Origin of the sequence: Streptomyces melanosporofaciens (assembly GCF_900105695.1) — a bacterium.
Classification (GTDB): Bacteria; Actinomycetota; Actinomycetes; order Streptomycetales; family Streptomycetaceae; genus Streptomyces; species Streptomyces antimycoticus.
In genome coordinates this window covers 689794-703234 of sequence record NZ_FNST01000002.1, presented here as the reverse complement: position 1 = coordinate 703234, position 13441 = coordinate 689794, and the positions used below count along the sequence as shown (strand labels likewise).

Sequence of the window (13441 nt, the reverse complement as noted above, 5' to 3'; positions counted from 1 at the left end):
GGGGCCGTGGTGTGGCCGGTCGGCGCGGGGGAGGGGGTGCGTACCGCCCCGCGGCGTGGTGGGTGGCTCAGCCTCCGGTGGCGGTCCGGCCGCGGGAGGCGCCGGACGGGCCGAAGGGCGTCGTGGCGCGTGACACCCGGTCGGCGTGCGGCGGCCGGCGGCTGCCGACCGGGGTGACCGGAGTGCGCTCGGAGCGCACCGTGTGCTGGCGGACCGGGTGGTGGGGCCGCGTGTCGGGGCCACGGCCGGTGGCGACGCCGGGCCGGACCACGGCCACCGGCTCGCGGGCGGGCAGCTCGTCGTCGCGGGCGGCGCGCGGGGTGGCCAGCGGGGTCCCGGCGACCGGGCGGCCGGACGGCACCGGCGCGGGCGCCCAGCCCTCGCGCATCCGGCGCCACAGGGTCAGCAGCAGCACCTCGGCGCGGGCCATGGCGGGCTCCAGCCACGGCAGCGCCAGCAGCACCAGCACTCCGGCGGCCCAGCCCAGCACCACATCGCTCAGCCAGTGGGTGCCGAGGTAGACGGTGGTCATGCCGACCCCGAAGGCGAAGCCCGCGGCGATCAGCGAGGCGACCCGGCGCGCGACGGGGGTGGTCGCCAGATAGGCCAGAATCCCCCAGGTGACCACGGCGTTCGCGGTGTGACCCGAAGGAAATATATCGCCGGTGCCCCACATCTCATTGGAGCCGACGGTGGTCGCGTAGTGCGGACCGAGCCGGCCGAAGCCGATCTTCACCGCGCCCACGGTGGCGTTCAGCAGCAGCAGGGAGGTGCCCAGCGCCAGCAGCGGGCGCAGGGTCCGCTGCCGGTAGCAGCACCATCCCAGCCAGGCGGCGACGGCCACCGCGGTGGGTCCCCGCTGGCCCATGACCACGAAGTAGTCCAGGAAGGTGTGGAACTCGGGCCACTGCTTGTAGGGCCTGAAGAGCATGATCTGCCAGTCGAGCTTCACCAGCCATGAGGTGGTGAGCACGCCGATCACGGTCGCCGCGTAGACCGCCAGCGTGGTCCCGAGCAGCCAGAAGCGTGTTCGGGTCATGCGCGGTCGCGCGAGATCGGGCCTTCGCTCCTCTGACGCGGGGAGCTTGTCTTCGGTACGCACCTAATCGACGTTACATTGCGTGACAGGCGGGTTCAGTCGATCAGGTCGCTTTGTGATGACGATGTGATGTGGAGTGCGTCTCGTCCACGGCTTTTGGCCGCGCCCTTTCCAAGGAATGCGTGGGCCCCGGGAACTTTTCTGCTCCCGGCCTTCCAATGGGCGTGTCTCAGGGACTTTATGGATTTCTTACAGGGCGTGTTTATCGCTTATTAGCCACGGCGTTCCCGGAAGTTTCCCCAGGCGTCGCCGGGCGGCCGGGGATGATCGTCCGCAGCGCCCGGCCCGGCCGGAAGGGGTGGCCGGATCATGGCGGTCCGGAGCCATGCAGCCAGAAGGCCCCGTACACCGCCGAGGCGAGCCCGGCCGATCCCAGGACCAGCGCGGTGCGCACCGGGCGCAGCCGGGCCAGGGCGACGGCGATCGGCAGCAGCAGCGGGAAGGCCGGTATCAGCAGCCGGGGTTTCGAGCCGAAGTACCCCTTCGCGGCCAGCGCCAGGACGAGTACCGCCCCGCCGTAGGCCAGCAGCGGCAGGGGCTGGCGCTGCCGCACGCAGCGGATCGCGAGCCAGATCAGCGCCCCGACGCCGAGCAGCAGCCCGAGCCCGCCCACGAAGGGCGGCTCGATGAGCAGCCCCCCGATGAAGCCCGCGAAGGCCAGGCCGCCGTCGAAACCGTTCCCCCAGCCGTTCTGGACGTCGAAGTAGCCGGTGACGCTGCCGGTCCGGGCGGCGACCCACACCACGTACCCCAGCCAGCCGAGCGGCGCGAGCGCGACGCCCGCGAGCAGGCCCCGATCAGTGCGCCACGCCTGGCGCCGGCGCCCTTCTGGCAGGAGCTCCACCGCGGCCGCCACCCAGAGCGCCGCGACCACCGCCGCCCCACCGGCCGGGTCAGCCCCGCCAGCGCCGCGAACAGCCCCGCCCACAGCCACCGCCGGGTGAGCGCCGCATAGACCCCCCAGGCGGCCAGCGCCGTGAAGAGCGACTCCGAGTACGCCATCGACTGGACGATCCCGACCGGCAGCACCCCCCACAGCACGGCCAGCGTGAGGCCCACTCGCCGTCCGTACAGCAGATCGCCGATCGCGAAGATCCCCCAGGCGGCGAACAGGGACGTGACCCAACTCACCAGCAGTCCGGCGTCGGCCGCGTCCAGCGGGGCTATGGCCGATATCACTCGCTCCAGCGCGGGGAGCAGGGGGAAGAACGCCAGGTTGGAGTGGACCGCGCCGTCGGACAGATGGACCGTGTAGCCGTACCCCTCCTCGGCGATGCGGGTGTACCACAGCGAATCCCAGCGCGCCGAGAGGAGCTGGTGCGGGCTCTTGTCCGCGAAGGCCCCCAGATCGCGAGAACCACGAGCCCGAGCAGGCGCGTCCCGGCGTAGGCGAGCAATGCTGGAGCGGCCCGGCGCAGCGCGGCCCGAGCGGCGCGGCCCGGTCGGCCGTCGTCGCCGAGCGGCGCGGTGCCGGCCTGGGCGAGATCAGTCACGGCGACGATTATCAGGGATGTCCAGGACCGCCCGCGGGGGGCTGTGGACAACCCTCGGCGGAAGGGCCGCGGGGGCTGTGGACAACGGAGGGCGAACGCGAGACGGCCGCCGGGGGGTCACAGGAGGGACGGCAGAGAGACGGGGGACAAAAGGGGAAGTCCGGAACGTACGCCTCCGTAACCCTCCGCGGTGTGCTCCCAACATGACCTGCGGCACACGGCCCGCGTGGGGACTCGCGTACCCTGACCTCTCACTCGCGCCTTCGCCACCGGGGTCACCCGGACGTCCCTACGACGTGACGTACCGCCCCTCCGACGGCGGACCGCGAGCGCAAGACCCAGGGAGGTGCGTACATGTCCGGGACGACCACGGCCCGCACTCGGCGGACGGCGGGCGTTCCCCGGCAATGGCGCGGCACCGAGGCGGGCGGCGGGGCGAACCGCTGGGTCGTGCTCCTCGTGCTCTGCGTCAGCCTGCTGCTCGTCGCCGTGGACGCGACCGTGCTGCATGTCGCGGTCCCCGCCGTGACCGAGGACCTGCGCCCCGGCGCGATGGAACTGCTGTGGATCGTGGACATCTACCCACTGGTCTGCGCCTCGCTGCTGATCCTCTTCGGCACCCTCGGCGACCGTGTCGGCAGACGGCGCGTCCTGCTGCTCGGCTATGGGCTCTTCGGCGCCGCCTCCGCGCTCGCCGCCTTCGCACCCTCCCCCCAGATCCTCATCGTGGCCCGCGCCCTGCTGGGCGTCGGCGGCGCGATGATCATGCCCGCGACGCTGTCGATCCTGCGCCAGGTCTTCCCGGACCGCCGGGAGCGGGCGCTGGCCATCGGCGTCTGGAGCGCGGTCGCCGCCGTCGGCGCGGCGGTCGGCCCGCTGCTCGGCGGCTTCCTGGTGGAGAACTTCTGGTGGGGTTCGGTCTTCCTGGTCAACCTGCCCCTGATGATCGTGGCGCTGCCCGTCGGCCGCTGGCTGCTGCCGGAGTCCACCGGCGACCGGAACGGGCCCTGGGACGTGCTGGGCGCGGTCATGGCCGCGTGCGGGCTGTTCTGCGTCGTCTTCGGCGTCAAGCGGATGGGCAGCGGCGCGGATCCGCTGGAGGACGCCGTGACCACCGTCCCGCTGCTGTTCGGGGTGGTCCTGCTGGTGCTCTTCGTGCGCCGTCAGCGCCGCCGTACGCATCCGCTGGTCGACCTCAAGCTGTTCGCCCGGCCCGCCTTCTCGATCTCCGTCGGCTGTATCGTGCTCGCCCTCCTGGCGCTCGTCGGCCTGGAGCTCATAGCCGCCCAGTACCTCCAGCTCGTGCTCGGGCTCACCCCGCTCGAGACGGGTCTGCGGCTGCTGCCGCTCACCTTCGCCGCCATGGCCGCCGGGCTCGTGGGGTCCCGGATGCTCCAGTGGCTGGGCCCGCGGGTCATGGTCGCGATCGGCTTCGCGCTCACCGCGCTCGCTGTTCTCTCGCTGACCGCCATGGGCCAGTCCGACCGGCCCGCCGTGCTCGTCGGCGGCTTCATCGTCCTGGGCTTCGGCCTGGAGACCACCCTCTTCAGCGCGTACGAGTCGATGCTCAACGAGGCGTCGGCGGGTTCCGCGGGCGGCGCGGCCGCCATCGGCGAGACCTCGTACCAGCTCGGCGCCGGTATCGGCATAGCCCTCCTCGGCAGCGTGATGAACGCCGCCTACAAACCCGGCGTCTCCTCGGTGCCCGGCGTCCCCGCCTCGGCCAGCTCCGACGCGAGCCAGTCGCTGGGCGCCGCGTACAAGGTCTCCGACCGGCTCGGCGGCCACGCCGGAGAGGCCCTGCGCTCGGCCGCCCGCGGCGCCTTCGTCCACGGTCTGCATGTCACGCTCGCGGTCAGCGCCGGTCTGCTGCTGATCGGCGCGCTCGCCGCGCTGCGGCTGCCCAAGGCCATGGAGTGCGCCGCCGACGACGAGGAGCCCGCCCAGGGCCCCGACCAGCGGGCCCAGGGCGGTACGGACACCCCGGCCCGGCGCGACCGCGCCACCGTCGCCGCCGAGTCCTGACCGATCCCGCCCGAGTCCCGCGCGACTCTCCAGCCCGGCCCTGCCCTCGTCCCGCTGCGGCCTGCCCGAGTCCGGCCCCGGGCCTGCCCGCGTGCTGCCCGTGTCCTGGTGGCGCGGTGTGTGCGGGTCTGGACGTCAGGGGTTACCCGGCCGTAGCGTCGGATCGACCGGGCTGATCACCTCGGCCGCCGGGCGAAGGACGCGCCCCGGCGACCGGTATCCGCCCGGCGACCCGGACCCGCATCCACCGGAGGCCGCCACCCATGTCCGCTGGCACCCTGCCGTCGTTCGATCCGCGTGACCCGCTGGGGCTCGACGATCTCCTCGACCCCGAGGACCTCGCGGTCCGCGACACCATGCGGCAGTGGGCCGCCGACCGTGTGCTGCCGCATGTCGCCGACTGGTTCGAGCGCGGCGAGGTGCCCGGCATCCGGGAGCTGGCCCGCGAGCTCGGCTCCCTGGGCGCGCTCGGGATGTCCCTCACCGGCTACGGCTGCGCGGGCGCGAGCCCGATCCAGTACGGCCTGGCCTGTCTGGAGCTGGAGGCCGCCGACTCCGGGATCCGCTCCCTGATGTCGGTGCAGGGCTCCCTGTCCATGTACGCCATCCATCGCTTCGGCTCCGAGGAGCAGAAGCAGCAGTGGCTGCCCCGGATGGCCTCCGGTGAGGTCATCGGGTGCTTCGGGCTGACCGAGCCCGACCATGGCTCCGACCCGGCGGGCATGCGCACCTACGCCAAGCGGGACGGCTCGGACTGGGTGCTCACCGGCCGCAAGATGTGGATCACCAATGGCTCGGTGGCCGGGGTCGCGGTGGTCTGGGCCCGCACCGACGAGGGCATCCGCGGCTTCGTCGTCCCCACCGACGCGCCCGGCTTCTCGGCCCCCGACATCAAGCACAAGTGGTCGCTGCGCGCCTCGGTCACCAGCGAGCTGGTCCTGGACGAGGTGCGGCTGCCGGCCGACGCGGTCCTGCCCGAGGTCACCGGGTTGCGGGGGCCGCTGAGCTGTCTGGGCCACGCCCGCTACGGCATCATCTGGGGCTCGATGGGGGCCGCCCGCTCCGCCTTCGAGGCGGCGCTGGACTACGCGCGCGACCGCGAGCAGTTCGGCCGGCCGATCGGGGGCTTCCAGCTCACCCAGGCCAAGCTGGCCGATATGGCGCTGGAACTCCACAAGGGGATCCTGCTCGCCCACCATCTGGGGCGGCGCATGGCGGCGGGACGGCTCCGCCCCGAGCAGGTCAGCTTCGGCAAGCTGAACAATGTGCGCGAGGCGATCGAGATCTGCCGCACGTCCCGGACGATTCTGGGCGCCAACGGGATCTCGCTGGAGTATCCGGTGATGCGGCACGCCACGAATCTGGAGTCCGTGCTCACCTATGAGGGCACCGTCGAAATGCATCAACTGGTGCTGGGCAAGGCGCTCACCGGAATCGACGCCTTCCGGTGAGCGGCCCCGGGCGCCAGGCCCTGTGCGGGCCTAGCTCTGGTTGAAAAAGCCCGTGGCGTGGCCGGCCGGGCCGCTGACGATCTGGTAGTCCGCGGGGGTGAGGAGGAAGACGCGGTTGGCCACCCGGTCGATCGAGCCCCGCAGCCCGAAGATCAGCCCGGCCATGAAGTCCACCACGCGCTTGGCGTCGGCCGACTCCATCGTCGTGAGGTTGACGATGACCGGAACGCCCTCCCGGAACATCTCGCCGATGCCGCGGGCATCCCGGAACCCGTCCGGGGTGACCGTGGCGATCCGGGTGCCGTGGTCCTGCGCGGTCTCGTCGGCCGCCCGCGCCCGCGGGTCGGTCATCCAGGAGTCGCCGGGCTCGGACCCCTCGGCGTAGTCGTCGTCGTAGTAGCGCTCGTCATCGCTGTCGTCGACGAGGCCAAGCCAGGCACTTGCCTTGCGTACCGATCCCATAGACGCCTCCTCTCCCTGATGGTGTGTACCGTCCGCCCCTCTATGGTCGTCCATGATGCGGATGGTCTGCCACGTGGATTGCGGCCGCACAGGGGATTCGTGACGTTACTGGTGCACAACGGCTGGCGCCATATCAGAGTTCCACCTGCTTATGGGGGCTGACGGAGCGATGGGTAGACTCCGCCGCGGCCGGACGGGTGACGTCGGGGACGTACGGGTGAACGGGGTTCGTGGTGTTTGGCATTATCCGGCCTTGCCGGCATCGGCTGTCGGAAAACCTGCGCACCGAGTGGATGGCGCATTTGTGCGGGTTGTGCCTCGCGTTGCGGGGTGACCACGGACAGTTCGCCCGCGTCGCCACCAATTACGACGGCCTGGTGATATCGGTGCTGGTGGAGGCCCAGGCCGGACGGTCGGACGGCTGGCGGCGCACCGCCGGGCCCTGCCCGCTGCGCGGGATGCGGACGGCGTCGGTCGCCCAGGGCGAGGGGGCGCGGCTGGCGGCCACCGTCTCACTGGTGCTGGCCTCGGCGAAGGTACGGGACCATGTCGCGGACGGCGACGGGGCGTTGGCCCGGCGGCCGGTCGCCGCGGCCGCCCGCCGGGTGGCCGGGCGGTGGGACCGGGCGGGGGAGCGCAGCGGCGCCGCGCTCGGCTTCGACACCGCCCTGCTGCTCGACGCGGTCGGCCGGCAGACGGAGCTGGAGTCCCACGCGGGCCCAGGCACTCCGCTGCTGACCATCACCGAGCCCACCGAGACCGCGACCGCCGCGGCCTTCGGGCACACCGCCGTGCTGGCCGGGCGGCCCGGCAACCGGGCCCCGCTGGAGGAGGCGGGCCGGCTCTTCGGGCGGCTCGCGCATCTGCTGGACGCGGTGGAGGACCTGGCCGAGGACGCCGAGACCGGTGCCTGGAACCCGATCGCGGCCACCGGGGCCGACCTCGCCGAGGTCCGCAGGCTGTGCGACGACGCGGTGCACGGGGTGCGGCTGGCGCTCAAGGACACCGCATTTGCGAGCAAGGGCTCCGGCCGGCTCGCCCATGTGCTGCTGGCCCATGAGCTGGAGCGGGCGGTCGACCGCGCCTTCGGCACCACCGGCTGTGCGCACCCCGGCCATGGCTCCGGCACCTCGGAGTCCTCCTACGGGCCGCCGCAGTCGCCGTGGATCACCCCGGGCGGCCCCGGCGGCGCCCCGCCGGAGCCGCCGGGCCGCCGCCGGGGGCTGCTCGCGGGCTGCCTGGTGTGGACCGGGCTCTGCTGCACCTGCCAGGTGTGCTGCCGGGATCCGTACCACGACCCGTGGAGCGGGCAGCCGCGTGAGGGCCTGTGCCATAAGTGCGGTGACTGCTGCGACTGTTGTGACTGCTGCAGCAACTGCGGGGACTGCTGTAGCTGCGACTGCTGTGATGGTTGTGACTGCGGCTGCGACTGTTAGCCGTGAGGGGGTGCCCGACGGATCGGGTCGCCTGCGGCGGGCTGCTCCCCTCCCCGCCCCTTCCCTCAACTGGGGCTCCGCCCCAGACCCCGCTCCTCAATCGCCGGAGGGGCTGGAAGGCGGGGCTCCGCCCCGGGCTCTGTTTCTCGATCGCCGGAGGGGCTGGATGGCGGGGGTCCGCCCCGGGCTCTGTTTCTCGATCGCCGGAGGGGCTGGATGGCGGGACTTCGCCCCAGACCCCGGGTCCAGGGGCTTCGCCCCTGCCACGCGGCGGAGCCGCATATCGATGCTGCGGGAAGGGGCGGGGAGGGGAAAAGGGCGATATGCGGCTCCGCGACACCCCCGTAGCCCAAAGACGGGTTGAGGGGGAGGGGTGGAGTACTGACGTGTGTGGGAAGGCCGAAGGCGCGTGACGACGCGGAAGTGCTGCGGCCACGCCGGGGGAGGGAATCCGGCGGGCGCGGGCGAAGCCTCGAAGCGCTGAGGGACGGAAATCCCCTATGGCAGCGGAGGCGGGCGGTCAGCCCGAACAGGACGACGACCACACTCGACCGAAGTCGATGTGGTCGCGCGTGACCAGTCGCTGCCTTGAGTCCATGGGCCAAGTGGAGCAGCCATCCGCTTCCGCGTCAACCGCGGTGAGACGCTCTGCTCACAGTTCGGACAGCCTTGACAGCGCACCGTGGGGACGCCTTAACCTCGGCCCCATGTCGAGCTGAGGGGCTCGTCTGCCGAGCTGAGGGGCTCGGCCGTGTGTGAAGGCCATGCGTGTGTTCACTTCTGAACTCACGGAGCCTCCACATGTCCGCGAACCCGGACCAGCCTTCCCGATCACCCGCCACGATCGTCATCGTCGGCGCGGGCCCGCGTGCCACCGGTCTGATCGAGCGCCTCGCCGCCAATGCCCCCGAACTCCACGGCGACGGCGCCCCGTTGGAGCTGCACCTGGTCGATCCGCATCCGCCCGGCGGCGGCCGCATCTGGCGCCCGGACCAGTCCCCGCTGCTGTGGATGAACTCCATGGCCGAGGACGTCACCATGTTCACCGACGAGTCGGTGGAGCGCGAAGGACCGATACGCCCCGGCCCCTCCCTCGCCGAATGGGCCGCCCAGATCCGCGAGGGAGCGCCGCCCGGCGCCCGCGCCCTGCCGTCCGAACTCGCCGCCGAGGCCGTCGCCCTGACCGGGCAAAGCTTCGCCACCCGACGCCTCCAGAGCGCCTATCTGCGCTGGGTGTACGAGCGCTCGGTGGCCGGTCTGCCGCCCGGGACCACCGTCCATGAGCACCGGGACCGGGCCGTACGCGTCACCGGGCCGCGCGACGGACGTCAGCAGGTGTGGCTGGAGGGGCGGACCGCCCCGCTCACCGCCGACGCCGTGGTCCTCGCCCTCGGTCACCTCGACGCCGAACCCGACGCCGAGCAGCGGGCGCTCACCGCCTTCGCCGCCGAGCACGGACTCGTCCACCTGCCACCGGAGTTCACCGCCGACAGCGAGCTGAGCGTGCTGCGCCCCGGTGAGCCGGTGCTCGTGCGCGGCCTCGGCCTCGCCTTCGTCGATCTGATGGTGCTGCTCACCGAGGGGCGCGGCGGACGCTACGAACGCGGCCCGGACGGGGAGTTGGCGTACCTGCCCTCGGGCCGCGAGCCCGTGCTGTACGCCGGTTCGCGGCGCGGCGTTCCCTATCACGCCAAGATCGGCTACTCGCTGAGCGGTGGGCGGCCCCCGGTGCCGCGCTTCTTCGGCCCCGCCGAGGTCGACGCGTTGCGCTCGCTTCCCGGGCGTCCGGACTTCCGGCGCGACATCTGGCCGCTGATCGCCAAGGAGCTGGGATTCGCCCACTACCACCGGCTGTTCACCGCCCATCCGGAGCGGACGGCCGGGGAGTGGCCCGCGTTCGAGGAGAAGTACGCCGCCTGCCCGCCCGGCAGCCCCGAACTGGACGCCCTGGTCGCCGCGGCCGTCCCCGACCCGGCCGACCGGCTCGATCTCGACGCCCTCGACCACCCCCTGGCCGGGCTGCGGTTCCCCGACCACGAGGCGCTGCAGCAGGGGCTGCGCGCCCATATCGAGGCCGACCTCGCCCGTCGGCACAACCCCGCGCACAGCCCTGACCTGGCCGTCTTCCTCGCCCTGCTCTCCGTCTACGGCCAGCTGATCCGGCTCGGCGACATCGGCGGCTGGTGGCACGGCTTCTTCAGCTACCTCGCCTCCGGCCCGCCCGGCCCACGGCTCGAGCAGTTGCTCGCGCTCTCCCGCGCCGGAGTGGTCCGCTTCCTCGGCGCCGAGACGACCGTGACCGCCGATCCGCTGCGCGGGGTGTTCCGGGCGAGCTCCGCCAGTGTGCCGGGCCATGCCGTCGAGGCCCGTGCGCTGGTCGAGGCCCGGCTGCCGGAGCCGACCGTGGACCGCTCCCGCGACACCCTGCTGCGCTCCCTGCACCGCGACGGCGCCGCCGCCACCCCGGCCGGACTGCTCGCCGTCAGCCCCGCCGACGGCCGCATCCTGGACCGGGCCGGAAGTCCGCATCCGCGCCGCTTCGCGCTCGGGCCGCACACCGACGCCCGCGCGTCGGGCGCCTTCGCCCGGCCCCGTACCAATGCCCCCGCGTTCCGGCAGAACGACGCCACCGCGCGGGCCCTGCTGCTGTGTCTGCGCGACCTGTCCTGTCGCGCCTCGCTCACCGCCTGAGCATCCCCCCGGGAAACCCGTCGCTCCCTTCGAAGGACCCTCCATGTCGCTGACGTCCGATCCACCCCTCGACAAAGCCGCCGAAAGCGGCGCAGAACGCGAGGACTACTCCGCCCTCAAGGTCGTCCCGGTACGCAACCCCTGGCGCTGGGCCGCCGTTGCCGTCACCGCCGTCCTGGTGGCCCAGTTCGCCCACGGCCTGATCACCAACCCCGGCTGGGAGTGGGACGTCTTCGCCGACTTCTTCACCACCCGGACCATCCTCAAGGCGGTCTGGATCACCATCCAGCTCACCTTCTACGGCACCGCGCTCGGCTTCGCCCTCGGAATCGTCCTCGCCTTCATGCGGCTGTCCCGGAGCCCCTTCCTGAAGTCGGTCGCCTTCACCTACATCTGGGCGTTCCGCTCCATCCCGCTCATCGTCCAGCTCCTCTTCTGGTTCAACCTCACCTACCTCTACAAGCGGCTCGACTTCGGCATCCCCTTCGGCCCCGGCTTCTTCTCCTTCGACACCGCGGGGCTGGTCGGCGCGATGAGCGCGGCGGTGCTCGGCCTCGCCCTCCACCAGGCGGCCTACGCGGCGGAGATCGTGCGCGGCGGAGTCCTCGCCGTCGACGGCGGACAGCTCGAGGCGGCGGCCGCGCTCGGCATCCCCCGGCTGCGGCAACTGCGCAAGATCGTGCTCCCGCAGGCGATGCGGTCGATCCTGCCGAACGCCGCCAACGAGGTCATCTCGCTCTTCAAGGGCACCTCGATCGTCTCCGTCATGGCGATCGGCGAACTCTTCTACCAGGTGCAGGTCGTCTACGGACGCAACGGCCGGGTCGTGCCGCTGCTGATGGTCGCGACCGTCTGGTACATCATCCTGACCACCGTGCTCTCGATCGCGCAGTACTACGTCGAGCGCCGCTTCTCACGGGGAGCCACCCGATGACCGCCATGGTCGACATCCGTTCCGTCCACAAGAGCTTCGGGTCGTTGGAGGTGCTGCGCGGCATCGACCTGGAGGTGCGCTCCGGGGAGGTGGCCGTCGTCCTCGGGCCGTCGGGCTCCGGCAAGTCCACCCTGCTGCGCGCCATCAACCACCTGGAGAAGGTGGACAGCGGCTGGATCAGCGTCGGTGGCTCGCTGGTCGGCTACCGCCGTCAGGGCGACCGCCTCTATGAGCTGCGCGAACGCGAGATCCTCAAGCAGCGCACCCGGATCGGCTTCGTCTTCCAGAACTTCAACCTCTTCCCGCATCTGACGGTGCTGGAGAACATCGTCGAGGCGCCGGTCTCGGCCCTGCGCCGTCCCAGGAAAGAGGCGGTCCACAGCGCCGAGACGCTGCTCGCCCGGGTCGGTCTGGCCGACAAGGCGGCCGCGTACCCCCGGCAGCTCTCCGGCGGACAGCAGCAGCGGGTGGCGATCGCCCGCGCCCTCGCCCTGGAGCCCGAGCTGCTGCTCTTCGACGAGCCGACCTCCGCCCTCGACCCCGAACTGGTCGGTGAGGTCCTCGACGTCATCAAGGACCTGGCCCACCAGGGCACCACGATGATCGTCGTCACCCATGAGATCGGCTTCGCGCGGGAGGTCGCCGACACCGTCGTCTTCATGGACGGCGGCCGGATCGTCGAGCAGGGCCCACCGGACGAGGTGCTGGACGCCCCGCGCCAGGAACGCACCAAGGCGTTTCTCTCCAAGGTCCTCTGAGGCCACCGATGTTCACGAGATCACCGAGGTCCTCGAGACGGCCGATGTCCACCAGGCCACCGATGTTCACCCACGCAAGGAGCACCCCCGTGAAGACCCGCCGCACCCTCGTCACCGCCGTCGCCGCCCTCACCGCCGCCGCCCTGCTCGGCGGCTGCGGCGACGGCGATGTCCGGGAGACGGTGGGCTCCAAGGGCACGAAGGGCGCCAGCACCATCAATATCGGCCCCGACCAGCACCGTGTCAGAGGGAAGAAGGTCGCCTCGATCGCGGCGAAGGTGCCGGCCGCCATCCGCGCGCGCGGCACCCTGCGCATCGGCGGCAGCGCCGACGCCTCCCCGCCGCTCGGCTTCTACGCGACCGACGACAAGACCCGGATCGGCTCCGAGATCGACCTCGCCACGCTGGTCGCCGACACCCTCGGGCTCAAGGTCGACTTTCAGGCGGTCTCCTGGGAGAACCTCTTCGTCGGCCTCGACAGCTCCAAGTTCGACGGCGTCTTCTCCAATGTGACGGTCACCGAGGAGCGCAAGCAGAAGTACGACTTCGCCACCTACCGGCTGGACGACCTCGCCTTCGAGGCCAAGAAGGGCACCTCCTGGCGGGTCAAGGGCCCCAAGGATGTCGCGGGCAGGACCGTTTCGGTCGCCTCCGGCACCAACCAGGAGAAGATCCTGGTCGACTGGAGCAAGCAGAACCAGAAGGCGGGCCGTAAGCCCGTGGACATCAAGTACTTCCAGAAGGACACCGACTACTACCTCGCCCTTCAATCGGGCCGTATCGACGCCTACTTCGGCCCCCACCCCACCTCCGCCTACCACGTCGCCTCGGCCGGCCAGACCCAGGTCATCGGCCGCTTCTCGGGCGGTGGCGAGCAGGTGCAGGGCAAGATCGCGGCCACCACCAGGAAGGGCAGCGGGCTGGTCGACGCCTACGCCGCGGCCCTGGACCACGTGATCGAGGACGGCTCGTACGCCAAGGTCCTCAAGCGCTGGGGGCTCGCCGGCGAGGCGGTGAAGAAGTCCGAGATCAACCCGCCCGGTCTGCCCACGCCGTGACCGTGCCCCCCACCCCCGCCCCAGGAAGGCCCTG

Annotated in this window: 9 protein-coding genes and 1 pseudogene; 7 read left to right on the top strand and 3 right to left on the bottom strand. The window is 71.9% G+C overall.

Annotation, left to right across the window (positions count from 1 at the left end):
* Positions 1–67: 67 nt before the first annotated feature.
* Complete coding sequence (locus BLV72_RS05720; protein ID WP_093460715.1) at positions 68–1102, bottom strand: phosphatase PAP2 family protein; 1035 nt, start codon at positions 1100–1102, stop codon at positions 68–70.
* Between the two features lie 304 nt (positions 1103–1406).
* Positions 1407–2592, bottom strand: a pseudogene (locus BLV72_RS05715) (mannosyltransferase family protein).
* Between the two features lie 354 nt (positions 2593–2946).
* On the opposite strand from BLV72_RS05715, the gene BLV72_RS05710 reads away from it, so the two are divergent.
* Entirely contained in the window at positions 2947–4617 is a 1671-nt protein-coding gene (locus BLV72_RS05710; protein ID WP_093460713.1) for an MFS transporter, read from the top strand.
* A gap of 263 nt (positions 4618–4880) precedes the next feature.
* On the top strand, positions 4881–6068 hold the full coding sequence (locus BLV72_RS05705; protein ID WP_093460711.1) for an acyl-CoA dehydrogenase family protein: 1188 nt from the start codon (positions 4881–4883) through the stop codon (positions 6066–6068).
* Positions 6069–6098: 30 nt separating this feature from the next.
* Here BLV72_RS05705 and BLV72_RS05700 read toward each other — a convergent pair whose 3' ends face one another.
* Entirely contained in the window at positions 6099–6530 is a 432-nt protein-coding gene (locus BLV72_RS05700) for a cell division protein SepF (RefSeq protein WP_093460709.1), read from the bottom strand.
* Positions 6531–6763: 233 nt separating this feature from the next.
* Between BLV72_RS05700 and BLV72_RS05695 the strand changes: the two genes are divergently transcribed.
* The 5 genes from BLV72_RS05695 to BLV72_RS05675 all read left to right on the top strand — a co-directional run bounded on the left by BLV72_RS05695 (position 6764) and on the right by BLV72_RS05675 (position 13407).
* Positions 6764–7966 carry a DUF5685 family protein gene (locus BLV72_RS05695; protein WP_093470189.1) on the top strand — a complete coding sequence of 401 codons (1203 nt, stop codon included), beginning with the start codon at positions 6764–6766 and terminating at the stop codon, positions 7964–7966.
* Positions 7967–8767: 801 nt separating this feature from the next.
* A complete protein-coding gene (locus BLV72_RS05690; RefSeq protein WP_093460707.1) occupies positions 8768–10657 on the top strand; it encodes an FAD/NAD(P)-binding protein in 1890 nt (629 codons plus the stop codon).
* Between the two features lie 43 nt (positions 10658–10700).
* A complete protein-coding gene (locus tag BLV72_RS05685; protein ID WP_093460705.1) occupies positions 10701–11591 on the top strand; it encodes an amino acid ABC transporter permease in 891 nt (296 codons plus the stop codon).
* Positions 11592–11596: 5 nt separating this feature from the next.
* Entirely contained in the window at positions 11597–12349 is a 753-nt protein-coding gene (locus BLV72_RS05680; RefSeq protein ID WP_167746558.1) for an amino acid ABC transporter ATP-binding protein, read from the top strand.
* A gap of 89 nt (positions 12350–12438) precedes the next feature.
* Entirely contained in the window at positions 12439–13407 is a 969-nt protein-coding gene (locus BLV72_RS05675) for an ABC transporter substrate-binding protein (RefSeq protein WP_093460701.1), read from the top strand.
* Positions 13408–13441 lie beyond the last annotated feature (34 nt).